At 71.5% G+C, this 25,791-nt stretch carries 20 protein-coding genes; 14 read left to right on the top strand and 6 right to left on the bottom strand.

Annotated features, from left to right (window positions below):
- Nucleotides 1-246: 246 nt before the first annotated feature.
- Nucleotides 247-819, top strand: coding sequence for an adenylosuccinate lyase (locus tag ACIBKX_RS10870; protein ID WP_363273960.1), 573 nt, complete (start codon nucleotides 247-249; stop codon nucleotides 817-819).
- A gap of 26 nt (nucleotides 820-845) precedes the next feature.
- Here ACIBKX_RS10870 and ACIBKX_RS10865 read toward each other — a convergent pair whose 3' ends face one another.
- The 3 genes from ACIBKX_RS10865 to ACIBKX_RS10855 all read right to left on the bottom strand — a co-directional run bounded on the left by ACIBKX_RS10865 (nucleotide 846) and on the right by ACIBKX_RS10855 (nucleotide 4,072).
- A complete protein-coding gene (locus tag ACIBKX_RS10865) occupies nucleotides 846-1,238 on the bottom strand; it encodes a RidA family protein (protein ID WP_363273959.1) in 393 nt (130 codons plus the stop codon).
- Nucleotides 1,239-1,295: 57 nt separating this feature from the next.
- Nucleotides 1,296-2,864, bottom strand: coding sequence for an alpha/beta hydrolase (locus ACIBKX_RS10860; RefSeq protein WP_363273957.1), 1,569 nt, complete (start codon nucleotides 2,862-2,864; stop codon nucleotides 1,296-1,298).
- Between the two features lie 164 nt (nucleotides 2,865-3,028).
- The gene (locus ACIBKX_RS10855; protein WP_363273956.1) at nucleotides 3,029-4,072 is read right to left on the bottom strand and encodes an Rv2578c family radical SAM protein; all 1,044 of its coding nucleotides are present in this window, start codon (nucleotides 4,070-4,072) and stop codon (nucleotides 3,029-3,031) included.
- 149 nt (nucleotides 4,073-4,221) lie between these two features.
- On the opposite strand from ACIBKX_RS10855, the gene ACIBKX_RS10850 reads away from it, so the two are divergent.
- The 4 genes from ACIBKX_RS10850 (at nucleotide 4,222) to ACIBKX_RS10835 (ending at nucleotide 10,771) form a co-directional block, all read left to right on the top strand.
- Nucleotides 4,222-4,665 (top strand): SRPBCC family protein, encoded by a 444-nt coding sequence (locus tag ACIBKX_RS10850; protein ID WP_363273955.1) that lies wholly within the window; start codon nucleotides 4,222-4,224, stop codon nucleotides 4,663-4,665.
- Between the two features lie 237 nt (nucleotides 4,666-4,902).
- Nucleotides 4,903-7,308, top strand: coding sequence for an MFS transporter (locus ACIBKX_RS10845; RefSeq protein ID WP_399375724.1), 2,406 nt, complete (start codon nucleotides 4,903-4,905; stop codon nucleotides 7,306-7,308).
- Nucleotides 7,309-7,440: 132 nt separating this feature from the next.
- Nucleotides 7,441-9,879: a SpoIIE family protein phosphatase gene (locus tag ACIBKX_RS10840; RefSeq protein WP_363273954.1), complete on the top strand. Its 2,439-nt coding sequence runs from the start codon at nucleotides 7,441-7,443 to the stop codon at nucleotides 9,877-9,879.
- Between the two features lie 166 nt (nucleotides 9,880-10,045).
- Nucleotides 10,046-10,771 carry a methyltransferase domain-containing protein gene (locus ACIBKX_RS10835; protein WP_363273953.1) on the top strand — a complete coding sequence of 242 codons (726 nt, stop codon included), beginning with the start codon at nucleotides 10,046-10,048 and terminating at the stop codon, nucleotides 10,769-10,771.
- Here ACIBKX_RS10835 and ACIBKX_RS10830 read toward each other — a convergent pair.
- Nucleotides 10,740-11,945: a hypothetical protein gene (locus ACIBKX_RS10830; RefSeq protein WP_363273952.1), complete on the bottom strand. Its 1,206-nt coding sequence runs from the start codon at nucleotides 11,943-11,945 to the stop codon at nucleotides 10,740-10,742. The two genes, ACIBKX_RS10835 and ACIBKX_RS10830, sit on opposite strands and share 32 nt — an antisense overlap.
- A gap of 95 nt (nucleotides 11,946-12,040) precedes the next feature.
- Complete coding sequence (locus ACIBKX_RS10825; RefSeq protein WP_363273951.1) at nucleotides 12,041-12,832, bottom strand: hypothetical protein; 792 nt, start codon at nucleotides 12,830-12,832, stop codon at nucleotides 12,041-12,043.
- Nucleotides 12,833-13,066: 234 nt separating this feature from the next.
- Between ACIBKX_RS10825 and ACIBKX_RS10820 the strand changes: the two genes are divergently transcribed.
- Entirely contained in the window at nucleotides 13,067-14,038 is a 972-nt protein-coding gene (locus ACIBKX_RS10820) for a tellurite resistance/C4-dicarboxylate transporter family protein (RefSeq protein WP_363273950.1), read from the top strand.
- Between the two features lie 67 nt (nucleotides 14,039-14,105).
- Here the strand turns inward: ACIBKX_RS10820 and ACIBKX_RS10815 are convergent, their stop codons facing one another.
- Nucleotides 14,106-17,039 (bottom strand): family 16 glycoside hydrolase, encoded by a 2,934-nt coding sequence (locus ACIBKX_RS10815; RefSeq protein ID WP_363274038.1) that lies wholly within the window; start codon nucleotides 17,037-17,039, stop codon nucleotides 14,106-14,108.
- Between the two features lie 344 nt (nucleotides 17,040-17,383).
- On the opposite strand from ACIBKX_RS10815, the gene ACIBKX_RS10810 reads away from it, so the two are divergent.
- From ACIBKX_RS10810 to ACIBKX_RS10775, 8 genes are all read left to right on the top strand, one after another.
- Complete coding sequence (locus ACIBKX_RS10810) at nucleotides 17,384-18,217, top strand: M55 family metallopeptidase (protein ID WP_363273949.1); 834 nt, start codon at nucleotides 17,384-17,386, stop codon at nucleotides 18,215-18,217.
- Nucleotides 18,210-19,562, top strand: a complete 1,353-nt coding sequence (locus ACIBKX_RS10805; protein WP_363273947.1) for a M20/M25/M40 family metallo-hydrolase — start codon at nucleotides 18,210-18,212, stop codon at nucleotides 19,560-19,562. The genes ACIBKX_RS10810 and ACIBKX_RS10805 overlap by 8 nt, the downstream gene beginning before the upstream one ends.
- Before the next feature lie 49 nt (nucleotides 19,563-19,611).
- Nucleotides 19,612-21,597, top strand: coding sequence for a prolyl oligopeptidase family serine peptidase (locus ACIBKX_RS10800; RefSeq protein WP_363274037.1), 1,986 nt, complete (start codon nucleotides 19,612-19,614; stop codon nucleotides 21,595-21,597).
- Nucleotides 21,594-22,520 (top strand): LD-carboxypeptidase, encoded by a 927-nt coding sequence (locus ACIBKX_RS10795; RefSeq protein ID WP_363273946.1) that lies wholly within the window; start codon nucleotides 21,594-21,596, stop codon nucleotides 22,518-22,520. Before ACIBKX_RS10800 ends, ACIBKX_RS10795 begins: the two co-directional genes overlap by 4 nt.
- A gap of 130 nt (nucleotides 22,521-22,650) precedes the next feature.
- Entirely contained in the window at nucleotides 22,651-24,465 is a 1,815-nt protein-coding gene (locus ACIBKX_RS10790) for an alpha/beta fold hydrolase (RefSeq protein ID WP_399375723.1), read from the top strand.
- Between the two features lie 147 nt (nucleotides 24,466-24,612).
- Complete coding sequence (locus ACIBKX_RS10785) at nucleotides 24,613-24,867, top strand: DUF1049 domain-containing protein (protein ID WP_363273945.1); 255 nt, start codon at nucleotides 24,613-24,615, stop codon at nucleotides 24,865-24,867.
- Nucleotides 24,864-25,178, top strand: a complete 315-nt coding sequence (locus ACIBKX_RS10780; protein WP_363273944.1) for a hypothetical protein — start codon at nucleotides 24,864-24,866, stop codon at nucleotides 25,176-25,178. Before ACIBKX_RS10785 ends, ACIBKX_RS10780 begins: the two co-directional genes overlap by 4 nt.
- Nucleotides 25,179-25,298: 120 nt before the next feature.
- On the top strand, nucleotides 25,299-25,769 hold the full coding sequence (locus tag ACIBKX_RS10775) for a ricin-type beta-trefoil lectin domain protein (protein WP_363273943.1): 471 nt from the start codon (nucleotides 25,299-25,301) through the stop codon (nucleotides 25,767-25,769).
- Nucleotides 25,770-25,791: the final 22 nt, after the last annotated feature.

Below are 25,791 nucleotides of genomic sequence, written 5' to 3'. Positions count from 1 at the left end.
GCGGCGAGCACGCGCACGCCCGTGAGAAGCCGACCGGCCCTGTCCCGGGGCCGCGTCGTACTGGGTGGAGCTGAGGTACCTGAAGTACCGAACCGACTTGCACTCGTCACGGCTGCGTCACCAGGCCGCCACGAGGAAAACAACTGCTTGCGGGGAGTGTGCCCCGCTCACATGAGACTAACCGGCGAGTAACGAGCGCGCCAGTCCCCGGTGTTTGTGATCTACATCGCGGATAGGCTCCCGGACATGGACGTGGAGTTGCGGACGGTGACGGAACGCTTACGCCGCGAGGCGGGGGTCTCGAAGGCCTACGAGAGGCTGGCGGCGACCGGAGATCTGGAGGAGCTGGCCGAAGTGCTCGCGGCGGCCGGACAGCCGCTGTGGGCACGGGAGCTGGCGGCCGTGCGGCTCGGGGCCGCCGGGGACAGCAGGGCGTTCGAGTCGCTCGTGCTGCTCCTCAACCACCGGGATCCCTCGCGGTGCGCCGCCGCCGCGTACGCGCTTGCCCGGCTCGGTGATCCGCGCACGGCCCGCGCGGCGGCCGCCCTCGCCACCAATGAACTGCGCATCGCCTACGCCCTGCACCCGGTGCGGCTGCTGACCGAGCTGCGCGCGCCCGAGTCGGTGCCCGCCCTGATCACCACGCTGGAGCGCAGACTCGTCCCGTACGACCCCTACGGGAAGATCGCGCTCGCGTGTGTGGAGGGCCTCGGGGCGCTCGGCGATCCGCGGGCCAGGGACGTCCTGACGAAGGCGAGCGGCCATCCCCGCCTCGCGGCGGCGGCGTCCGCGGCGCTGGCCCGGCTGCCGGGCAGCTAGCGGGCGGGCCGGCGGGCGGCGGTGCGCTACAGCACCGCGTACGCCTCGATCTCCATCAGGTACTCCGGGGCGACCAGCGCGGAGACCTGCACGGCGGAGGCGGCGGGCAGGCGTGCCGGGTCGAGATAGGTGTCCCGAGCGGAGCGGATCGCGGGCATGTACGCCATGTCCGTGACGAAGTACGTCAGCTTCACGACGTCCCGGAAGCTGACGCCCGCGGCCACCAGGCAGTGCCAGAGATTGTCGAAGACCTGCCGCGCCTGCGCCGCCGGATCGCCCTCGCCGACCAGGTTTCCGTCCTTGTCCAGGGGGAGTTGACCGGAGATCGCCACGAACCGGCCCGTGCCCAGGACCACGTGGGTGTACTGCGTGGCGGGGGCGACGCCGGTGGGAGCGTTGATGTGGGTCAGTCGGCTCATACGTCCATCCTGGACCATGGGTACGACAACGCCCCCGCCGGCCTTACGTGTTGCCGCTCAGCCGCGGAAGCCCAGCAGGCCGTGCAGCGTGGCCCCGCGGTCCGAACCGGCCTTGGTGCTCAGCGGCTTGGGGTCGGGCAGCGCCTTGCACACCGCGTCGATCTCGCCGCCGCTGCGCGGCACCTTGCCGCTCTCCAGATAGGTCGCCAGGTGCTGGTCGAGGCACTTGCTCCCGGACAGCGTGATGCCGTGGTTGCCGCCGCCCTGCTCGACGACCAGGCTCGAGCCGCGCAGCTTGCGGTGCATCGTGATGCCGCCCTCGTACGGCGTGGCCGCGTCGTCCGTCGCCTGGAAGAGCAGCGTCGGGGGCAGCTGGGAGTTGGACACGTCCGTCGGCTCCAGGGACTCCGTGGGCCAGAACGCGCACGGAGCGTTGTACCAGGCGTTGTTCCAGGCCATGAACGGTGCCTTGTCGTGCACCGCCCAGTTGTCCTCGCGCCAGGTGCCCCAGTCGCGCGGCCAGCCGGCGTCACGGCACTGCACGGCGGCGTACACGCTGTAGCCGTTCTCGCCCGCCGCGTCGACCGCGCCGAAGTTCTCGTACGCCTCCACCAGCGGGTCCGCGTCCTTGTCGTTGACGTACGCGGCGAACGCCTCGGCCAGGAGCGGCCAGTAGCCGTTGAAGTAGCCGCCGGGGAGGTAGGTGTCCTCCAGCTCGCCGGCGCCGACCTTCTTGCCCGCGGGCTTCTTGGCGACCGCCTTGCGCATCTCGTACCACTTGGCCTCGACCTTCGCGGGGTCCTTGCCGAGCTTGTACGTCGTGTCGTGCCGGGCGACCCAGGCCGCGAACGCCTTGTGGCGGGCGTCGAAGGCGTAGTCCTGCTGGAGGTTGTCGTCGTACCAGACGCCCGTCGGGTCGACGATGGAGTCCAGGGCCATCCGGCGCACGCGCTCCGGGTAGAGCTTTCCGTAGACGGCGCCGAGGTAGGTGCCGTACGAGTAGCCGAAGTAGTTGATCTTCTTGGCGCCGAGGGCCGAGCGGATCGCGTCCATGTCCCTGACCGCGCTCACCGTGTCGATGAACGGCAGGATGTCCGCGTACTTCTGGGCGCACGCCTTCGAGAAGGACCGTGCCCGGTCGAGGTTCGCCTTCTCGATCGCGTGCGTGGCGGGCACGGTGTCGGGGCGTACCGGCTTGAAGTGGCCGGGGCGGCAGTTGAGGGCGGGCTCGCTCTTGCCGACGCCGCGCGGATCGAAGCCGATGACGTCGTACTGGGCCGCGACCTTGGCGGGCAGCGACTTCGCGACGAATCCGGCGAGGGTGAGGCCGCTGCCGCCGGGGCCGCCGGGGTTGACCAGGAGCGGGCCCTGGGACTTCTTCGCGGTGTGCGGGACGCGGGACAGCGCGAGGGTGATCTGTCGCTCGTGCGGCCGGTCGTGGTCGAGCGGGACCTTCAGTGAGGCGCACTGAAGGGTGGGGTAGTCCTTGGTCGCGCACTTCTTCCAGGTGAGTGCGGGGGTGCGCGGGACGCTGGTGCTGTCGGCGCTCGCGGCGGGCACCGCGGCCGTGACCATCGAGGCCACCACCGCGGCGGCGCCGCACAGGGCGACGGCGCGTTTCTTCATCGGGCCTCCCGGGATGGGGGGTTTTGGACCGTGGGGGCCACGGTCCCCGCGGCATCGTCCCGGAAAGTCCGCAGGGAAGTGGGCATTCTGCGGAGAAATGACGTGAAGGCGCACCGTTCGGTGCAGTGTCGCCGTGCTGCGGGGGCCCTCGGGGGCCCTCGGGGTCAGAGCAGCGTGAGCTGCGTTCCGCCGGGTGCGGGCTCCGGTGCTGTGGCTTCCTCGGGCACGCGGATGCGACGGGCGGTGCCCGCGCGGGCGGGGCCGATGCCGAACTCCTCGGCCAGCTCGTGCACTTGGCGGGTGATGCGGCGCTGGTACCACTTGGGGGCGTACGCGCCCTCCGCGTAGAGCCGTTCGTAGCGGCGTACGAGGTGGGGGTGGTGCTGCCCGACCCAGGCCATGAACCACTCGCGGGCGCCGGGCCGCAGATGCAGCACCAGCGGGGTCACGGAGGTCGCTCCGGAGGCGGCGACGGCGCGCACGGTGGCCCGCAGCTGCTCGGGCCGGTCGCCGAGGAAGGGAATGACGGGCGCCATCAGCACCCCGCACCCGATCCCGTGCCCGGTCAGCGTCCGTACGACGTCGAGCCGCCGCTCCGGAGCGGGCGTGCCGGGCTCGACGGTGCGCCACAGCTCATGATCGACGAACCCGACGGAGACGGAGATGCCGACGTCCGTGACGGCGGCGGCCTGCCGCAGCAGTTCGAGGTCGCGCAGGATGAGCGTCCCCTTCGTCAGGATGGAGAAGGGATTCGCGTGATCCCGCAGGGCCGCGATGATCCCCGGCATCAGTCCGTACCGTCCCTCGGCCCGCTGATAGCAGTCGACGTTGGTCCCCATGGCGATGTGCTGCCCCTGCCAGCGCCGCGAGGCGAGATGCCGCCGGAGCAGCTCGGGGGCGTTCACCTTGACGACGATCTGACTGTCGAAGCCGAGCCCGGTGTCCAGGTCGAGATAGCTGTGCGTCTTGCGCGCGAAGCAGTACACGCACGCGTGCGTGCACCCCCGATACGGATTCACGGTCCATTCGAAGGGCATGCGCGAGGCCCCCGGCACCCGGTTCACGATCGTCCGGGCCCGGACCTCGTGAAACGTGATCCCACGGAACTCGGGCGTGTCAAAGGTCCGCGTGGTCACCGCGTCCGCACCGAACAGCGCGGCATCCACACCCCTCCGCGACGGCCCGTCGGCAAGGTTCTCCCAACGCATGACGCCTCCTCGGTAGCACTGACCACAGAATAGAACACATGTTCCCTTGATCGTGCGACCGGATACCCGACCCCGATTTGGGGCCCCGGCAGGCAGGGTGGTTGGCTTTCCGGGAACCACCCGAGACACCGAGTGCTGGAGGAAGTGCAATGGCGCAGGTCGAGGCGACCACGGAGCGGATCATCGCGGCTAAGCCGGAGGACGTCTTCGACGCGCTGGCCGACTACGAAGGCACGCGCGGGAAGATCCTTTCGGAGCACTTCAGCGAGTACGAGGTGCGTGAGGGCGGGGACGGCGAGGGGACGCTCGTCCACTGGAAGCTGCAGGCCACCAGCAAGCGGATCCGGGACTGCCTGCTCGAGGTCAGTGAGCCCAACGACGGTGAGCTGGTCGAGAAGGACCGGAACTCGTCCATGGTGACCACCTGGACCGTCACCCCGGCCGGCGAGGGCAAGGCGCGTGTCGTCGTCTCCTCCGTGTGGAACGGGGCCGGCGGCATCGGCGGCTTCTTCGAGAAGACCTTCGCGCCCAAGGGACTCGGGCGGATCTACGACGAGGTGCTCGGCAAGCTGGCCGGGGAAGTGGAGAAGTAGCCCGCCCACGCCACCGCCTTCGGGGCGCGTGGCGGCCCGGTCAAGTTCCGTAGCCCATCAGGGTTGTTGTCACGCTCACCGTTTCGAGTGGTTTTCGGTTCGGTGCAGTTGTACGCCGTAGGGCTCCCACCGGCGCTTACGTGCGCCGGGCCCCGCGCAAGGGCGGCTCGTCGCGCTTGCTCGCAGTTGTCGCGTAATGCGAGAAATGCGGCGCAGGCGTGACGAGGGGAGCAGGACGTGGGCGGGACGACGTTGGTCAAAGGCGCCGAGCGGGTCGAGGCGGCGGGTGCGCCGCTGCCGGCGACGGCCGGGGCGCCGCAGCCACCCGACCCCGCGGCCACCGTGCAGGGCCTCAGCCCCGCCCGCGTCCGGATGGTCTTCGTCGGGCTCATGCTCGCGCTGCTGCTCGCCGCGCTGGAGCAGATGATCGTCGCCACCGCGCTCCCGAAGATCGTCGGCGAACTGCACGGCCTGGACAAGATGTCCTGGGCCATCACCGCCTATCTGCTCACCTCGACCATCGGGCTTCCCATCTACGGGAAGCTCGGGGATCTCTTCGGGCGCAAAGGCGTCTTCCAGTTCGCCATCGTCATTTTTGTCGTCGGGTCCGCGCTCGCCGGATGGTCCCGGACCATGGACCAGCTCATCGCCTTCCGCGCCATCCAGGGCATCGGCGCCGGCGGCCTCATGATCGGCGTACAGGCGATCATCGCCGACATCGTGCCGCCCCGCGAACGCGGCCGCTACATGGGGCTCATCGGCGCCGCGTTCGGTCTCGCGTCGGTGGCCGGACCGCTGCTCGGCGGGTTCTTCACCGATCACGTCACCTGGCGCTGGTGCTTCTACTTCAACGTGCCGTTCGGGCTCGTCACCCTCGCCGTCGTCAGCTTCGTGCTCAAGCTGCCGAGGCCCACCGCCAAGGCCCGACTCGACGTCCTCGGCGCCCTGTTGCTCGCCGCCGCCTCCACCTGCCTTGTGCTCCTCACCAGTTGGGGCGGGACCGAATACGCCTGGGGCTCCCGCGTCATCCTGGGGCTCGCCGCCGGTGCGTTCGTCTCCACCGTGCTCTTCCTCGTCGCCGAGCGGTTCGCGGCAGAACCGATCATCCCGCTGCGACTTTTCCGTGATTCGGTCTTCAACATCACCGGCCTAGTGGGGATGGTCGTCGGAGTCGCCCTCTTCGGAGCGGCCAGTTATCTCCCGACCTTCCTGCAGATGGTCGACGGGGCGAGCGCCACCGAGTCCGGACTCCTGATGCTGCCGATGATGGGCGGCGTCGTCGGCGCCTCCATCCTCGCCGGGCAGCTCATCAGCCACACCGGGCGCTACAAGATCTACCCGATCCTGGGAGGTCTGCTCTCCGTCGTCGGCATGTGGCTGCTCTCCCGGCTAGAGGTCGACACGCCCCGGCTGCACTACAGCATCTGGATGGCCGTACTCGGCGCGGGCGTCGGCCTCGTCATGCCGGTCCTCGTCCTCGCCGTACAGAACTCCGTACGCCCCACCGACCTCGGCACCGCCACCAGCGCCAACAACTACTTCCGGCAGATCGGCGGCAGCGTCGGCGCCGCGATCTTCGGCACCCTCTTCGCCGACCGGCTCGCCGAGTCCCTCGCCGACCGCATCCCGGCCGGCTCGGGCCTGCCGGACCCAGAGTCCATCACCCCGCAGCTCGTCCACGCGCTGCCCGCGCCGCTGCGCGAGGGCTACATCCAGGCCTACGCCGACGCGATGCCGCGCATCTTCCTCTACCTGGTGCCGGTGCTCGTCCTCGGCATGCTGATCGCCTTCTTCCTCAAGGAGACCCCCCTGTCCAGCGCCGCGTCCCAGAACGCCCCCACGGCCGAGCCCACCTCCATCCCGCAGGCCCGCACCGGGAACGCCGCCGGAGTCCCCGTATGCGGCACCGTGCAGCACCCGGACGGCACCGTCGTGCCCCGCGCCGCCCTCACCCTCATCGACGTGGGCGGCCGGCAGATCGGCCGCGGCGCCAGCGGCGAGGACGGGCGGTACGCGCTCTCCACGCCGGGCGCCGGATCGTTCGTCCTGATCGCCGCCGCCGGCGGGCACCAGCCGCAGGCGGTCACCGTCACCGTCGGCGAACGCCCCGTGGAGCTCGACGTGGTGCTGGGCGGCGCGGGACGGCTCGCCGGGAGCGTCCTCACCGCCGACGGCACGCCCGTCAGGGACGCCGCGGTGACCCTCACCGACGTACGCGGCGAAGTCGTCGCCACCACCCGCAGCGGCCGCGAAGGCGGCTATGTGATCACGGAGTTGGTGGCCGGCGAGTACACCCTCGCCGCCAGCGCCCCCGCCTTCCGCCCCGCCGCGCTCCCCGTCACCGTGCAGGCCTCCCGCGAGACCCGCCAGGACGTCGAGCTGGCGGGCGGCGCGGTGCTGCGCGGGACGGTGCGGGCCGGCGGCGGGCGGCCCGTCGAGGACGCGCGCGTGACGCTGCTCGACGCGGCGGGCAACGTCGTGGACACCCTCACGACCGGCGCGGACGGCTCCTTCCGGTTCATCGACCTGTCGTCCGGCGAGTACACGGTCATCGCGGCCGGGTATCCGCCGGTGGCGACCGTGCTCCAGGTCGCGGGCGGCGGACGTACCGAAAGGGACCTGCAATTGGGGCACGAGGACTGAGGCGACCCGTCGCACGCCGGTGGCGCCCGGCGCGGGCCAATTCCCCCATTGCGCCGCACGGCAACCTGCACCGGTCGTACGGTGGTTGGGGCGGCGCAGGTCTTCGCGGTGCCGCCGGAAGGAGCATGGGCCATGGATCAGGGCACCCCGGGCGGGCCGGTGGGGCGGAAAGCCGTGGCCGGCCGGATCCCGCTGGCCGTGGTCGTCGTCGACGGCGCTGGCCTCGTCTCCCACTGGAGCACCGGCGCGCGACGGCTGTTCGGCTACAGCAGGGAGGACGCCGTCGGCGTCCCCGCGGGAGACCTGCTGCCGGTCGCGGGCGCCATCCCCGACGCGTACGAACCCTATGCGGCGTACGACGGCCTCGGCCCCGACCTGGGATCCTCGCTCGACGGGCACATCTCCTACCCGGCGGCAGGCCGCGCCAGGCTCTCCGCGCCCGGACGCGACGACAGCCGCGACGACAGCCGCGTGGACGTGCTGTGGTGGGCGTATCCGCTCGTCGGCCCGGGGCCCGAGCGGCTCCTCGTCCTCGCGGCGGACGCCGACCGGCTCGCCGACGCCGAGAGCCTCGCGCCGGGCCAGGTGGAGCGGATAGCGCCCGGCTTCGCCCTGCACACCGACTTCCCCGGCGCCGAGGAGCTGGCGAGCAGGCTGCCCGAGATCCTGCCCAGCATGAGCGTCGGCGAGAGCTCCCGCATCGTCTCCCAGATCCTCGAACTGGGCTATCCCGTCCTGGAGTTCAGCAAGTACGACCGGGTGCCGGTCACCCCGGACTGGGGTGTGGCGCGGCGCACCGAGCGCAAGGAGCGCAGGCGGCGAGAGGAGGCGGCCGCCGCCGCGGGCCTCGCACCGGCGCCGGACGCCGCCGACGAGGGCGAGGACATCGAGTACGCCGCGGTGCGCGAACGCCTGGAGTTCCTCAACGAGGTCAGCGGACGCATCGGCTCCTCCCTCGACCTGTCGCAGACGATCGTCGAGGTCAGCAGGGCCGTCGTGCCGCGCTTCACGGACGTCGCCGGCACCTATCTGCGCGAACAGGTCGTCGCCGGCGAGGGGTTCCCCGACGGGCCGCCGGACGCGACGACGCTGTGGCACCGCGTCGCCGTGGAGCACACGGACGAGCCGGGCCGCTGGGACGACGTCGTACCGGTCGGCGAATCCATGCCGTTCCCCGCGCACACGCCGTTCTTCCAGTGCATGACCTCCGGCGATCCGGTGCTCGTGCCGCGCATCACCGAGGAGATGGGCAACGCGATCGCCGCGCAGTTCGAGAAGCGCGACATCCGCCCGCTCATCAACCACCGCTCGATGCTCGTCGTACCGCTGAAGGCCCGCAATGTGGTCCTCGGGTTCATGATCCTGCTGCGCCACCGCGAGCGGCCCGTCTTCAACGACATGGACCGCGTCACCGGCGCCGAACTCGCCGCCCGCGCGGGCCTCGTGCTCGACAACGCCCGCATGTACACGTACCAGGAGAGCGTCGCCGACACCCTCCAGGACAGCATGCTCCCGCACATCGCGCCCCGGATGACCGGCTGCGACATCGCGACGCGCTATCTGCCGGGCACCCTCCTCGGCCGGGTCGGCGGCGACTGGTTCGACTCCGTCAAGCTGCCCGGATCCAGGACCGCGCTCGTCGTCGGCGACGTCATGGGACACGGCCTCAACTCGGCCGCCATGATGGGCCAGTTGCGTACGGCCGTACAGACGATGGCCGCCCTCGACCTGCCGCCCGCACAGCTCCTGCGCAACCTCGACGACCTGGCGCAGCGGCTCGGCGAGCACTATCTCGCGACCTGCCTGTACGCGGTGTACGACCCCATCGCGGGGGAGCTGCACCTCGCCAACGCGGGCCATATCCCGCCCGTCCTGGTCCGCGCCGCCGACGGCCGCAGCGAACTCCTCGACCTGCCGACGGGGGCGCCCATCGGCGTGGGCGGCGTGCCCTTCGAGGCGGTCACCGTGGCCGTCACGCCCGGCGACCGGCTCCTCATGTGCACCGACGGCCTGGTCGAGGTGCGCGGTGAGGACATCGGCGTCGGCCTCGCCACGCTCACCGAGTCCGCGGCGCACCCGGCGGCCTCCATGGACGACGCCTGCGACACGATCATCCGGGCTCTCAACACGCGCGGCGGCCGCAAGGACGACGTGGCGCTCCTGATGGCCCGGCTGAACGGCGTCGCGGACGAGGACGTCGCCCGCTGGGGCCTCGCGCTCGACCCGAGCGAGGTGAGCAGGGCGCGCGAAATGGTCCGCGGCCGGCTGCGGGACTGGTCCTGCGAACCCCTGACCGAGACGGCCGAACTGCTCGTCAGTGAGTTGGTCACCAATGCCGTGCGGCACTCCGGCGGCGGCCGGGTCGAACTCCGTCTGGTCCGTTCCGGGGCCACGCTGATGTGCGAGGTCGAGGACGACGACCACACGCTGCCCACGCTGCTGAGCGCGGGCCCGGACGACGAGTACGGGCGCGGCCTGCGGGTGGTCAGCGCGCTCGCCAAGGAGTGGGGCACGAGCCGTACGAGCCAGGGCAAGACGGTCTGGTTCGAACTGGCGCCGCGGCGCGGCTGACGGGGCCCGTGGGGGCGCTGGGGCTCCCAGGGGCGTGCGCCCGGCGGGTACGTGCCGAAAGCGCGGTGAAGGTACGCGCGGGCGCCTTGTATGCGATCCCCGGGAGCGGTAGACCGATCTCGCCGTCGGATTCGGCGGCGGCCGTTCGCATCGTGGGGAGCTGGGCATGAGCGTCACGAGTCGGTACAAGGAGGCGTGGGAGGGGTTCTGGCGTGAGGCCCCCGACGAACCGGGCGCCGTCTTCTGGGACTCCGAACCGGCGCTCACCGTCGGCCTCCATCTCGCCCTCTTCGAACCGCACATGACGGCCGTGGGCCTGCCTGTCGTGGACCTCGGCTGCGGGAACGGCACGCAGACCCGCTTCCTCGCCGACCGCTTCCCGCGGGTGATGGGCGCCGATCTGTCCGCCGCCGCCCTGGAGCACGCACGGCACGCCGACCCGGCGGGACAGGCCGAGTTCCGGCAGATCGACGCGGCCGAGAAGACCGAGGCGGAGCAACTGCACGCGGAACTCGGCGACGTGAACGTCTATATGCGCGGGGTGCTCCACCAGTGCGAGGCCGAGGACCGGCAGCCGCTCGTGGACGGCATCGCCGCGCTCGTGGGCGACCGCGGCAGAGCCTTCGTCGTCGAACTGGCGGAGGCGGCGGGCACGGTCCTGCGGGGCCTGGCGCAGAGTCCGTCGGGGCCGCCGCCCAAACTGGCGCCGGTGTTCGCCCACGGCATCGCACCGGGCGAGGTCGCCGACGCGTCGGTGCCCGAGTACGTCAGGGCGGCGGGCCTCACGGTGCTCGCCGAGGGGGAACTCCCGCTCATCACCACGGAGTTCACCCCGGACGGCACGCGGATCGAGCTGCCCTCTAAGTGGCTGGTGGTGGGTCGGGCCGGGTAACGCCCGCGACCCTCGCCGACCGGGCCACGGCGCGGCGCAGCCGGTCGGCGAGGGCGAGCAGGGCGGCGAAGACGGGCGCGCCGAGCAGGGCGAACTGCAGGCCGTCGGGCGGGATCAGGAGCCCCAATCGGGCGTACAGAGGGGCTTTTTCGTATGTCGTGGCGTCCATCGCGTACTGGAGCGGCACCACATAGCCCACGGCCCCCCAGGTGAGGGCCAGCCAGCCGGTGAGCAGGGTGGTGAGAGCGGCGCCGCGGGGCACGCAGGCGCGCACCGCGTACGCCACGACCGCGCACGTTACGGCGAACACCAGCACCGAGACCAGCGAGCCGTCGAGGAAGAACGGCCCCTCGTACGACGGGAATTCGTCCTCCGGCACCTTTCCCCTGACGTCCGGCATCGCGAAGTAGGGCAGCGGCCGGATGAGCGTGCCGACCATGAACTCGACGCAGGGCCGGGGCTCGGGTGAGTACGCGCACCAGGAGGCGACCGCGGGCCACACGGTGCGCGCGGCGCCGATGGAGGTGAGCGCGCCGAGGGCGGCCGTGGCGCAGAGGGCGAGGGCGGCGGATTTCGCTGGACGGGTGGTGCGGGGTGGGGTGGTGCGGAGTGGGGTGGGGGTCTGCCGGTGAGGGTGCTGCGAGCGCCGGGAGATCCGCGGGAGCCGGGGTGTGAGCCGCGTGAGTGCCACCGCCGCGCACGCGGCCAGCGCCAGCAGCACCGCGTGGGCCGCGCCCTCCCGCGCGTCCTCGAGCAGCTCCTGCGCGCTCGCGCCCCGGCCGGCGGGCGCGCCGACGAGGTCCGGCAGGCGCAGGGCGGTCAGGGCCAGGAGGTGGGCCTGCGGGGCGAAAGCGGTGAGGGCGAGGCACAGGACGAGCGGGCGGCGCTGCCCGGCGTGCCCGGCGCAGATCCGGGTGGCCACCGCCCACGCCGCGCAGAGCAGCACCCCGGCGAACAGCGTGAACCACAGGGCTTCATGGGCCCAGGCCACGGCGTCGCTGCGGCCGCCGAGCAGCAGGGTGGGGGAGACGGTGAGCAGCCGCAGGTTCCCGAGGGGCGACTGGTAGGGCTCCATGCGCGCGCTCCACGAGTCGCCGCTGTCGGCCCAGCGGATCTGCGCGGGCAGTACGGCGCACACCTCGGCGAGCAGCAGCCCGGCGACGGCGGCGGCCAACGGGTGGCGGGGCAGGTGGGGCAGGCGGGGGAGACGGGGGAGACGGGGGAGACGGGGGAGACGGGGGAGACGGGGGAGACGGGGGAGGCGCGGCATCAGCGGCCGCCCGTGCGGGAGTCGTCCGGCCCCGCCGTCACGCGGAACGGACGGCCGTCGCCGTCGATCGTGTCGTGGTGCACCTCCTCGCCGTCCCACCAGGTGATCGTGGCGGTCCACCGGGAGTCGAACCGCTGGGTGCGGGCGACGAGTTCGAAGCGGTAGAAGGTGTCGGTCGTCACCTGGCGGGGCAGCGTGATCAGTTTGCGGCCGTACTCGGTGGCCGCCTTGCGTGCCGCACGCTGGTGCGGGCTGTGCTGCAGGTACGAGACGGGGATCCGCCGCCCCACCGGAAGCGTGTCCAGGTCGACGACCATCCGCTCGGGCGACTCGGGGCCGCCGCAGCCCATCACCTTCGGCGGCGTACCGTCCACGGGTCTGCCGCGGCTCGTCACGGTGAGGGAGAGGTCCCGGATCTCCACGGCGTGGTCCGCGTTGCCCCGCAGGCTGACCTCGACGGTCATGGCGTCCTTGTGCACGCTGAGGCCGTCGCGCTGCCAGCGCGCCAACTGCCGGTCGTCGCCGCCCTGGAAGCCCGCGGCGAGATAGCGGCCCTCGGGGGTGAGCAGCCACTCCGTGGAGCAGGCGTCGACGACTTCCTCCACCAGCATGGCGACGGGCGAGGGCGGGGCCACGGACTGCCCGAGCCAGGTGATGCCCGCCATCAGCAGCGGCAGCACGGCGCACAGCACGCCGTAGAGCCCGAACTTGTCGGCGACGCTGAGCCCGGCGTGCCAGCGTGCGATGCGGCGCGGTCCGGTGCGGGCGGTGTCGTCTGAGTCACTGTTCAAGTGGCGGAGCCTAGGGGCTCGTGCGGCGCGATCATCGGCGTACTGAAGGTGTTCACTCTCCGAGGCGACGGACAGGGCGCGATCGTTGGGCGCGTCCGCCGCGCGCCGCGCGCCGGGGCGCGCCGGAGTATTCCGGGCGAGAGCCGCCGAAGACTTGGCCAGGGCCGAAGTGCCGGACGCGCTGACCCGTGTCAGGATCGGGCCGACGGCCTCGTACGCCTCAGGAGCCGCGCCATGCCGAGGGATACCGCCAGCAGCCGTGGCCTCCGCCGGGCGGCGTGGCTCGACGACCTGCCGCCCGCCGCGGGCGCCGCGGTGATGGCCACGGCGGTGCTCTCCGTTGGCCTGCACCTCCTCGGCGTCGAATGGCTGTCGCTGGCCCTGCTCGCGGTGGCACTCCTCGTCTGGCTGGTCCTCGCCACCGTCTTCGCCCGGCACCTGCTGACCGAACGGGACCGCTGGCGGCAGGAGACCGACACGGCCCCCGCGCTGACCGCGATCGCCGCGACGGCGGTCCTCGGCACCCGGCTCGCCCTCCTCGGCGAACTGTCGCTGTCGGTGGTGCTGCTCTGTGTCTGCGTACTGCTCTGGCCCTTGCTGATGTCCCACGTCGTGCGGCACTGGCAGCGCAGACTGCCGGGCGCCGCCTATCTCGTGTGCGTGGCCACGCAGTCCCTCGTGGTCCTGGCCGCCACGGTGGCGGACTCCGGTCGCCGGGCCTGGCTGATGTGGCCCGCGCTCGGATTCTTCGTGATCGGCCTGTTCCTCTACGCCGTGGTGCTGCGGCGCTTCGACTTCCGCCAGCTGGCCGTCGGCCGCGGCGACCACTGGATCATCGCCGGTGCCATGGCCATCTCCGCGCTCGCCGGATCGAAGCTGGTGGCCGCCTCCGCCCCGCACGGCCCCCTGCACTGGGCGACACCGGCACACGACGCGCTACGGCTCGTCACCTTCATCACCCTGGGCTTGGCGGCCGCCTGGTACGCGATCCTGACGGTCTGCGAACTCCGCCACCCCCGCCTCCACTACGACGTACGCCGCTGGGCCACGGTCTTCCCCCTCGCCATGACAGCGGTGGCCACCCTCTCCACGTCCACAGCAGCATCGGTCTCCTGGCTCTGGCCCTGCGGCAAAACCCTCCTGTGGCCCGCACTCGCGGTCTGGGCGCTGGTGGGGGTGGGGGCGGTGCGTGCGCCCCGCCCCTGACACGGGTCCCCTGCCGGCAGCCCTCGGGCCACCGGCAGGGGGGATCGTCAGGACGGCTCGGAACAGGTCAGGACAGCGGCTCCAGCCATACGTCGCGGAAGCGGACCTTGTTGCCGTGGTCCTGGAGGCGGATCGCGCCCGCTGCCGCCGACTCGGGGTCGCCCGCGCCGGTCGGGCCGTCGACCGGCACGTCGTCGTGGACCTTCTGGCCGTTCCAGAGCACCGTCACCCTGGCGTCCGACGTCTTCTTGCCGTCCGCGTCGAAGCGGGCGGCGCGGAAGGTGATGTCGTACGTCTGCCAGGTCTCCGGTGGTTTGGAGGCGTTGAGGTCGGCTGCCTTCTTCAGGTAGATCGACCCTGCCTCGTTGTTCGCGAGTTTCTGCACGCCGTACGAGTCCAGGATCTGCACCTCGTACCGCTCCTGGAGGTAGACCCCGCTGTTGCCGCGGTCCTGCCCCGTGACGTCGTCCGGGAGCTTCGGCACCCGGAACTCGACGTGCAGCCTGAAGTCCTTGAAGTGCTGCTTCGTGCGCAGGTCGCCGCAGCAGACCTCCATTGACTTCTCCGCGGTGTGCGGCCACTCGGCGCTGCGGCCGTCGGTGTGCTGCCAGGCCGACGCGATGCTGCCGCCGGAGAAGAGGTCGATCCGGGATCCGGGGCGGCGGACGTCGAGCGCGTCCAGGTTGACGTGCCCGGTGTCCCCGGCTCCCACCGCGTATGTGATGGTGTTGCGGCCCGCACGGAGTTCGAGCCGTTCGGTCTTGGTGGACCAGCGGTTCCACTGGCCCGTCGACGGCAGGCTCGTCTGCTGCGCCGCGCCGCCGTTGACGCTGACGCCCACCGTCTTCGTGCCGGTGAAGGGATGCGGTCCGTTGGCGTAGCGGAGTCCGACGTCGTACGTGCCCTTCCTGGCCACCTCCACGTCGAAGCTCGCCTTCGCGCCCTGCTCGCCGAATCCGTCGACGAAGCCCGCGCCGGTGTAGCCCTTGTGCTCGGTGTCCGTGGCCGCGCTGCCCGAGAGGCGGGCCGACTCCGCGTCGTACGTCGTCGTCGGCTCGGTCGCGCCCGGCCTCACGTTCAGGGTGTACCAGGCCTCCGTGGACCAGAGCTGCTCGCCGGAGGACGACGAGAACGGGCGTGGGGAGCGGACGTGGACGACTCTGTCGGACTTCAGGCCCGCGACGGTCAGTCGCACCTTGCGGCCGTCGTCGGACAGCTTCGCCGACGTGACCGGCAGCGACTCCTCGTCGATCTTCGGGCCGCCGTAGGCCGGCGTCGGGGCGTAGCGCCACTGCTCGACCGAGTACGCGCCCTTGGTCAGCTTCGCCGCCGTCTCCTCCGACAGGGGCTTGGTGTAGGTGAGTTCGAAGCCGTCAGGGGTGGCCCGCATCGTCTTCACGTCGAAGGCCGTCTTGCCGTTCGGCGTCAGCTTCTGCAGGCCGAAGCGGAGCTTGCCCGCCTGGCCCCAGTTGCCGTCGGCGCCCAGGCCGCCGGTGTAGATCGCGCCGTCCGGGCCCTCGCTGATCCGGGTGATGCCCGACTCCAGGCCCTGGGTGTGCCGGAACACCGCGCCCTGGTACTCGCCGCCCACCTTCTCCAGGTCGGCGCGCTGCAGCCCGCCGTACGTCACGTCGCCGAAGACCATCTGCCCGGCGAACGGCCCCTTCTTCAGCCGCATCGGCGTACTGGGCGAGTTGGCTATCTCGTTCTGCGGCAGCCACAGCACCGGCTTGGTGACGGGCTTGTCGTCGTACGGCCCGTCCGGGTTCATGTGGTGGTTGAAGAATCTGTCCTGTTTGACGTGCACCAGCTTGGACGCGGGCAGCCAGCCGCCCTGGTTGTCCGTGACGAACAGGTCGCCGTCCGGGCCGCGCCCGATGCCGTTCGGAGTGCGCAGGCCCCCGGCCAAGTAACTGACCTTGCCCGTCGCCTTGTTGACCTTGATGGTCGTGCCGCGGTTCTTGGCCGGCTGCGGGTCCGTCGTCGCGCCGCCGTAGTTGATGGCGACGGACAGGTTCAGATAGAAGTCGCCCTTGTCGTAGAGCAGTCCGAAGGCGAACTCGTGGAAGTTGCCGCCGTAGGGCCACTCGGCGATCTTCTTCTTCTCGTCGGCGACGTCGTCGCCGTTCGTGTCGTTCAACTCGGTCAGCTGGTGCTTCTCCGAGACGTACAGCTTTCCGTCCACGTACTTGATGCCCATCGGCTCCTTGAGCCCGTCGGCGATCTTCTTGTACGTGACCTTCTCGGGCCCGGTGTCACCGGTGACGTTGTCGAGGAGGTACACCTCGCCCTTCGTCTCGGTGCTGCCGCCCCAGGTGGAGATCGCGAGGCGGCCGTCCGGCAGCCAGTCCATCGCGGACACCTGCGGCTCGAAGCCCTTGGGGCGCAGGTCGGTCAGCTTGTATCCGGGGTTGACCTCGGTGAGCGGAAGACCGTCGCCGGGGGTGTCGAGCGTGCCCTCGCACTCCTTGCGGCCGGGCGCGGTGACCCGTACGACACCGGCGTCCGTGCTCAGCACCGAGTTCGGCACGACCTTGAACTCGTCCGCCCCCGGCGGCTTCCACTGGAGCGTGACCTGCTGTTCGCCGCCCGCGTCGAAGTGGTCGACACGCAGCGACTGGTAGCCGGCGTTCAGCGTGATCTCGCCGTCCTTGGGCTCGGCGGCGTGCGTCCCGTCGTGGTCGATGACCTGCTGGTCGCCGATGAAGAGCCGGGAGCCGTCGTCGCTGATCAGCCGGAAGGTGTAGGCGCCCGCCTCGGGCACGTTCAGATTGCCGATGATCTGCGACACGAAGTTGTCGCTGAACCCGAAGCCCTCGGTCGACGTCCAGTCGGCGGTCGGGATCAGCTTGTCGACGTTGGGGGTCTGCGCGGGCTTGAGGTCGCACAGCTTCTTCAGCGGGGTCTGTACGTCGAACACCCGCAGTGTGACGCCGGGTTCCTGCGGCGGCAGGTCGGCGAAGGGCCGGGGATCGTCGTCGGCGCCGGCTGCGGGAGCCATGAGCCCGCCGCAGAGCAGCGCGGTGAGCAGTAACCCGGTGGATCTTCGGGCCCTGCGACGGGTGGGGCCGGACAGCGGCCTGGGGCGTGGCTTCACTCTTCCTCCTGCGTGGTTCCGACGGGGGGTACGCAGATTTCTGTGGCAAAGCGACGCTCAGCGTAGAGATGGGGCCGAAGCGCGTCCATGCTTTGTCCTCAGAAAGGAGAAACGGGGAGGAGGAGCACAGAGGAGTGCCGAGGGGCGCGGAGGGGAAACCGCAACCGTCGATGGGCGGGAAAGCTTGGCCTGAGCTTCATGGGTGCGTAGCGTGAAGACCCTTGTGACCTGCGATGGGACTGTGACTCATGAAGATCCTCATCAGCGCCGACATGGAGGGCGCCACAGGGGTGACCTGGCCGGCCGACGTGCTGCCCGGCACACCGCAGTGGGAGCGCTGCCGGTCGATGTTCACCTCGGACGTCAATGCCGCCGTGCTCGGCTTCTTCGACGGCGGTGCCGACGAGGTCCTCATCAATGAAGCGCACTGGACCATGCGCAATCTGCTCCTGGAGGAGCTGGACGAGCGGGCCCAGATGCTGACCGGACGTCATAAGTCGCTCTCCATGGTCGAGGGCGTGCAGCACGACGACGTCGACGGCATCGCGTTCATCGGCTACCACGCGGGCGCCGGCATGGAGGGCGTGCTCGCGCACACCTACCTCGCCAACTCGATCACCGGCGTGTGGGTCAACGACGTACGCGCCAGCGAGGGGCTCCTGAACTCCCATGTGGTCGCCGAGTACGGCGTGCCCGTCGTCCTCGTCACCGGCGACGACCTGGCCTGCGAGGACGCGCTCGGCTATGCGCCCGGCGCACTGAAGGTCGCCGTCAAGGACCATGTGTCGCGGTACGCCGCCGTCTGCCGCACCCCCGCCCGCACCGCCGCCGACATCCGCGCCGCGGCCAAGGAGGCGGCGCTGCTCGCGGTGCGGCACGAGCCGGTCGAGGGCGGCCCCTTCACCGTGGAGCTGGAGTTCGACGCCGAGCATCTGGCCATGGCGTCCACCGTCGTACCCGGCGTTCGGCGTAGTGGCGAGCGCAAGGTGGCGTACACCAGCGACACCATGTACGAGGGCATCCGTACGTTCAAGGCGGTCACGACGATCGCGTCGGCCGCAGTGGAGGAGCAGTATGGCTGAGGAGCAGCCGGGGCATCGGGCGACCGGAGACGTCGACGGGCAGGCGCTCGACGAGGTCGTCCGGTTCACCTCCGAACTCATCCGCATCGACACCACGAACCGGGGCGGCGGCGACTGCCGGGAGCGGCCCGCCGCCGAGTACGCCGCAGAACGGCTCGCCGGAGCCGGGCTCGAACCGGTCCTCCTGGAGCGCACCCCCGGCCGTACGAACGTGGTGGCACGCATCGAGGGCACCGACCCGTCGGCCGACGCGCTGCTCGTCCACGGTCATCTGGACGTCGTCCCCGCCGAGGCCGCGGACTGGAGCGTGCACCCCTTCTCCGGGGAGATCCGCGACGGCGTCGTCTGGGGGCGCGGCGCCATCGACATGAAGAACATGGACGCGATGATCCTGTCCGTCGTGCGCGGCTGGGCGCGCGCGGGCGTGCGACCGCGCCGGGACATCGTGATCGCGTTCACCGCCGACGAGGAGGCCAGCGCCGAGGACGGCTCCGGATTCCTCGCCGATCGGCACGCAGCCCTCTTCGAGGGCTGCACGGAAGGCATCAGCGAGTCCGGCGCCTTCACCTTCCACGACGGCCGGGGCAATCAGCTCTACGCCATCGCGGCGGGGGAGCGCGGCACCGGCTGGCTCAAGCTGAGCGCGCGCGGCCGGGCGGGGCACGGCTCGAAGGTGAACCGCGACAACGCCGTCAGCAGGCTGGCGGAGGCCATCGCCCGCATCGGCGGGCACCGCTGGCCGGTGCGGCTCACCCCGACGGTCCGCGCCGCGCTGCTCGAACTGGCCGCGCTGTACGGGGAGCAGACCGACCTGGACGCGCCCGGATTCGACGTGGACGCGCTCCTGGAGAAGTTCGGCCCGGCCGCCGCCCTCGTCGAGCCGACCGTGCGCAACAGCGCCAACCCGACCATGCTCCAGGCCGGTTACAAGGTGAACGTGATTCCGGGGGAGGCCGTCGCCTATGTGGACGGCCGTTTTCTGCCAGGCGGCGAGGAAGAGTTCGCCGCCACCCTTGACCTGCTCACCGGCGCGGACGTCGACTGGGAGTTCCACCACCGGGAGGTGGCGTTGCAGGCGCCGGTCCAGTCGTCGACGTACGCGAAGATGCGAGCCGCCGTGGAGGCGTTCGCACCCGAGGGGCATGTCGTGCCGTACTGCATGTCGGGCGGCACGGACGCCAAGCAGTTCTCGCGGCTCGGCATCACCGGCTACGGATTCTCGCCGCTGAAGACGCCGGAGGGCTTCGACTACCAGGCCCTCTTCCATGGCGTCGACGAACGGGTGCCGGTCGACGCACTGCACTTCGGCGTCCGCGTCCTCGACCGCTATCTGCGCACGGCCTAGGGAACAAGGACGCAAGGACTCAAGGACTTTGGGGGAAGAGAAGGACATGATGGAGACCCAGGCGTACGGATCATGGCCGTCGCCCGTAGACGCCGCGCTCGCCGCGGCGCACGACGGCTCCCCGGCCCAGGTCGGCTTCGTCGGCGCCGAGGCGTGGTGGACCGAGCCGCGGCCCACCGAGGGCGGCCGGCGTGCGCTGGTGCGGCGGCGTCCCGACGGGGCCGAGGAATCGGTGCTGCCCGCTCCGTGGAACGTACGCAGCCGGGTCATCGAGTACGGCGGGCGGGCCTGGGCGGGGGCCGAGGGCGCGACCGGCCCGCTGATCGTGTTCGCGCACTTCCCCGACCAGCGCCTGTACGCGTACGAACCCGACGCCCCCGGAGCCGGGCCGCGCCCGCTGACCCCCGTCTCCGAGGTGGGCGGCGGGCTCCGCTTCGTCGACCCGACCGTGCATCTGGACCGGGGCGAAGTCTGGTGCGTCCTGGAGGAGTTCACCGGCGACGGACCCACCGACGTACGCCGGGTCGCCGTCGCCGCGCCGCTCGACGGCTCGGCCGCCGACGACCGGTCCGCGCTGCGGGAACTCTCCGACGACCGGCACCGGTTCCTCACCGGCCCCCGCCTCTCGCCCGACGGCCGCCGCGCCGCGTGGATCGCCTGGGACCACCCCCGGATGCCGTGGGACGGCACGGAACTCCTGCTCGCCGAGGTCCGCCCGGACGGCACCTTCGGCGCCCCCAGATCCGTCGCGGGCAGCCCCGAAGAGTCGATCCCGCAGGTGGAATGGACCGCCGACGGACAGCTCCTGTACGCCAGTGACCGCACCGGCTGGTGGAACCTCTACCGCCAGAACCCGGACGGCGGCGGCGCGGCGGTGCCGCTCTGCCCGCGCGACGAGGAGTTCGCGGGCCCGCTCTGGCAGGTCGGCTTCGGCTGGTTCGCGCCGCTGGACAGCGGACTGATCGCCGTCGTGCACGGCAAGGGCGCCACCTCGCTCGGCGTGCTCGACCCGGAGACCGGCGAGGTCGTCGACGCGGCCGGCCCCTGGACGGAGTTCGCGTCGAGCGTCGCCGTGCACGGCACCCGCGTCGTCGGCGTCGCGGCGAGCCCCCGCAGCGCGTACGAGGTCGTGGAGCTGGACACGCGGACCGGACGGGCCCGCGTGATCGGCGCGGCGCACGACGACCCGGTGGACACCGCCTACTACCCCGAGCCGCGCATCCGCACCTTCAACGGCCCGGCCGGACGCGAGATCCACGCGCACATCTACCCGCCGCACCACCCCACCCGCATCGCGCCCGACGACGAACTGCCGCCGTACGTGGTGTGGGCGCACGGCGGTCCGACCGGCCGCTCCCCGCTCGTGCTCGACCTGGAGATCGCCTACTTCACCTCGCGCGGCATCGGCGTCGCCGAGGTCAACTACGGCGGCTCGACCGGCTACGGCCGCGCCTACCGCGACCGGCTGCGCGAGCAGTGGGGCATCGTCGACGTCGAGGACTGCGCGGCCGTCGCGCTCGCCCTCGCCGACGAGGGCACCGCCGACCGCGACCGGCTGGCGATCCGGGGCGGCAGCGCGGGCGGCTGGACCACGGCGGCCTCGCTCACCACCACCGACGTGTACGCCTGCGGGACCATCATCTATCCGGTGCTCGACCTCACGGAGTGGGCCGCCGGCGGCACGCACGACTTCGAGTCGCGCTATCTGGACTCGCTCGTCGGCCCCTTCGACGAGACCCCGACGCGCTACCCGGAGCGCTCGCCCGCCGAGCACGCCGACCGGATCACCGCGCCGTTCCTGCTGCTCCAGGGGCTCGACGACGTGATCTGTCCGCCGGGCCAGGCCGAGCGGTTCGTCGCGGACCTCGAGGGGAAGGGCGTGCCGTACGCGTACGTCGCCTTCGAGGGGGAGGGGCACGGGTTCCGCCGCGCGGACACGCTGGTGCGGGCCCTGGAGGCCGAACTCTCCCTGTACGCCCAGGTGTTCGGGCTCAACCTCGCCGGCTCCATCCCCACCCTGGAGCTCGTCAAGTGAAGCCGCTGACCCGGCCCGCGCGGCTGACTGCGGGGGCGCGGGTCGCGGTCGTGGCGCCCAGCGGGCCCGTGCCGCAGGACCGGCTCCGGGCGGGCCTCGACGTCCTGCGGGGCTGGGACCTCGAACCGGTCGTCGCGCCCCATGTCCTGGACGCGCACCGGGAGTTCGAGTATCTCGCGGGCACGGACGCGGACCGGGCGCGGGACCCCCAGGAGGCCTGGTGCGACCCCTCGGTGTCCGCTGTGTTCTGCGCGCGCGGCGGCTACGGCGCCGCGCGCATGGTGGACCTCCTGGACTGGACGGCGATGCGCGCGGCCGGGCCCAAGGTGTTCCTCGGCTACAGCGACATCACCACGCTGCACGAGGCGTTCGCCGCGCGGCTCGGCCTCGCCACACTGCACGGCCCGATGGTCGCCGTCGTCGACTTCCTCAAGAGTCCCGAGGCCCGTGAGCATCTGTGGGCGACGCTCTTCGAACCCGATTCGGTACGCGTGATCGCCCCCGTCGGTGCGTCCGCCCTCGTGCCGGGGCGGGCGCGCGGCGTCACGCTGGGCGGCTGCGTGAGCCTGCTGGCCGCCGAACTCGGCGTACCCGGCGGGCGGGTGAGCGCACGCGGCGGGCTGCTCTGCGTCGAGGACATCGGCGAGGAGGCGTACCGCCTTGACCGCATCCTCACCCAACTCCTGCGCTCCCGCTGGCTGGACGGCGTGTCCGGAGTCGCCCTGGGCTCCTGGGTGGACTGCGAGCCGGACGGCGAGGTGCGGGCACTGTTCCGCGACCGGCTCGGCCCGCTCGGCGTACCGGTGGTCGAGGAGTTCGGCTTCGGCCACTGCGACGGGGCGTTGACGATCCCGTTCGGGGCGCCGGGCGAACTGGACGCGGACGCGGGGACGTTGACGCTGGACGTGCCGGCGCTGGCCTAGCGGCGCCACCGCGGATCTCCGCGAAGAAACTCCCGTCACGAGCGTTGACCGGCACATGACACGTGTCACACCATGACCCTGGCCGGTTACTTACCGGTCGGTAGTCGGCTGTCCTCAGTGTGGAGGTCTCGTGTCCCGTCGTCCCGCGCCCCGTCGTGCCGTCGCCAGATCCCGGGCCCCGCTCGCCGTCGCCCTGGGTGCCGCGCTCGCCGCGCCGCTCGCGTTCGCGGCACCCGCACCGGCGAGCTCCACCGGCCAGTACACCGTCACCGCGCTGAAGTTCACGGTCGAGGCGGGCGGCCGGAGCTGCACTGTCGACGCCGACCTCTACCGGCCAGCCGGTGTCGACGCCGCGCACCCCGCGCCCGCCGTGCTCTCCACGAACGGCTTCGGCGGCAGCAAGTCGGACGGCGGGACCGCGGCCGCGGGCAAGGCCTTCGCCGAGCGCGGCTATGTCGGGCTCGTCTACTCGGGGCTCGGCTTCGGCAAGTCCGGCTGCCTGATCTCGCTGGACGACCCGGAGATCGACGGCAAGGCCGCCTCCGGGCTCGTCGACTTCCTGGCCGGGAAGCGCGCGGCCGACGACGGCACCACCGTCGACTACGTCACCAAGGACGCCCGGTCCGACCCTCGCGTCGGCATGATCGGCGGTTCCTACGGCGGCGCGATCCAACTGGCGACGGCCGCAGTCGACCACCGGGTGGACGCCCTCGTACCGATGATCACCTGGAACGACCTGAGCTACTCGCTCGACCCGAACAACGCCGCCGACCGCAGCGTCCCCGGCGCCTCCAAGTGGCAGTGGATGAACGGCTTCTACCTCATCGGAGAGGGCCAGCCGCTGCTCGTGCCGAGCCTGGACCCGTCCCGGATCAACTCCCTGGGCTGTCTGCACTTCGTCACCAGGGCCTGCGAGACGATCCGCACGCTCAACTCCGGCCGCTACCCGGCCGACAAGACGGCCGCCCTCCAGGAGTACGCCCGCAGCGTCTCGCCGGTCTCGTACCTGTCCCGCGTCAAGGCGCCGACGCTTCTGATCCAGGGCCAGGCCGACAGCCTCTTCAACCTCAACGAGGCGCAGGCCACGTACGAGACGCTGCGCAAGCAGGGCACCACCGCCAAGATGATCTGGCAGTCCGCCGGCCACAGCGGCGGCCTCTCCGGCTCCGCATCCGGTGAACTCAGCCTCTCCGAGGGCAACTTGGAGACGAGCTACGTCGGCAGGCGCGTCCTGGCGTGGTTCGACCGCTACCTCCGCCACGACAAGGGCGCGGACACCGGCCCCTCCTTCGCCTACCGGCAGGACTGGGTTCCCGTCGATGGCGCCGGCGGCCCGAACGGCGCCTACGCCACCGCCTCCAAGGTGCCCGCACTCAGCCAGAAGCTCTATCTGTCCGGCGACGGCAAACTCGTCGACAACCGCACGAAGGTCGCCCGCGGCAGCCGCGAGTACCGGAACTGGCTCATCCCCACCAGCCACTCGGAGAGCTCCCTGGCCGGGCTCATCGGACTGCCCGACCGCGCGCCGCACGACACCAAGGGCACCTACCTCGACTGGACGAGCGAGCCGCTGACCGCCCCGGTGGACGTGGTGGGCGCCCCGAAGGCCACGCTCAAGGTCGTCTCGCCCCGCACGGAGAAGGTGCAGAACTCCGGCGACGCCGCCGACAAGCTGGTCCTCTTCGCGAAGCTGTACGACATCGCGCCCGACGGCAAGAAGACGCTGGTGCACCGCCTGGTGGCCCCCGTGCGGGTACCGGACGTGACCAAGCCGTTCACCGTGTCGCTGCCGGGGATCGTGCACCGCTACGAGACCGGGCACAAGCTCCAGTTCGTCGTGGCCGCGAGCGACGACGCGTACGTCGGCAACCGGGGCGTCAAGCCGGTCACCGTCACCAGCGCGCCCGAGGACACCGGGGTGCTCCGGCTGCCGGTCGTGCGCTGATCCCGCAGAATCCGTAAGGGACCCCGGACTCACCCGTACGGCCCATACCCCCACCCCGGAGCGGCACCCACCGCGCGCGAACCCTCCCCGGCGGCCCATGCTGGTCGCCGGGGAGGGTGGCGCAAGCTCCGACGGAAGGGTTCACGCATGAGTCCCAGCACCTCCACGGGCGGCTCGAAGAAGAGCGGCTCGGGCGGCGGCCTCCGCGGCGCCATGACGCCCGGCAGGATCGCCGTCCTGTTGATCGCCGTCCTCACCCTCGTCTTCATCTTCGAGAACACCCGCCACACCAAGATCAGACTGCTGATCCCCGAGGTCACGATGCCCCTGTGGGTGGCGCTGCTCTGCACCGGCCTGATCGGCGGGCTCTGCGGGGCCTACTTCATGCGGAGGCGCAAGTGAACGTGACGCTCAAGCGCGCGGGAGTCGTCGCAGGCACCGCGCTCGCGGCGGGCGCCCTGACCGTGACGTCCGCCGCGGCGGCCGGGCCCCCGATGCCGGACTTCCGGGGGAAGAACCTCGTCCGGGTCTTCTCGGGCCTCGACTACCGCACCCGCGTCGACGTCAGCGACACCAGCGGATTCCACCGGCACGTGCTGTGGCCGCCCAACTGGAAGGTGTGCACACAGTCACCGGTGCCGGGCCGGGAACTGACCGGACAGACCGTCACCATCGGGGTCGTGAAGCGGGACGAGACCTGCCCGCGGGCATAGAAGGCGCTGTTCAGACGGTCGGCGCAGTGTCGTTTCGGCGGTGAATCCGTTCACTCGGGCGGGTGGGCCGACGCCCTTCCGTGTTCCCCGACCCGCCCCGCGCCCGCTACACACTGTCACGTGAACAAGAACCTCGTGCGCGGCCTCACCGCGTCCGTCTTCGCTGTCCTGCCCCTCCTCCTCGCCACCTCGCCGTCCGGCCACGCGGCCGCCGCGGCGGACTTCGAGATCCACAGCGGCCTGCACGGCAAGTGCCTGGCCTCCAACGGCGACAACGTAGAAATGCAGACCTGCCGGGGCACCGGCAACCAACTCTGGTTCTGGCAGGGCAACACCCTGCGCAACCGCGCCGAACTCCACTGTCTCGACGTACGCAACGGAGAGGTCGACGCCGCCGTACAGGTGGTCGGCGACTGCCACGGCCAGGCCAACCAGCGCTGGGACGTCGCCAACTCGCGGCTGGTCACCCAGGTCAACAACCAGTGCCTGAGCATCCAGGAGAACGGCGACCCGAGCGAGCACGCGGGCGTCAACGTACGGGACTGCGAGGACGTGGCCTGGCAGCGCTGGGACGCACCGCCGCCCGCGTGACCCCCGGCCGGGGTCGATAACG

It is taken from the genome of Streptomyces sp. NPDC050658 (genome assembly GCF_044457025.1).
Classification (GTDB): domain Bacteria; phylum Actinomycetota; class Actinomycetes; order Streptomycetales; family Streptomycetaceae; genus Streptomyces.
Note: the sequence above shows the minus strand (reverse complement) of the source record. Positions and strands in the feature narration are given on the sequence as shown.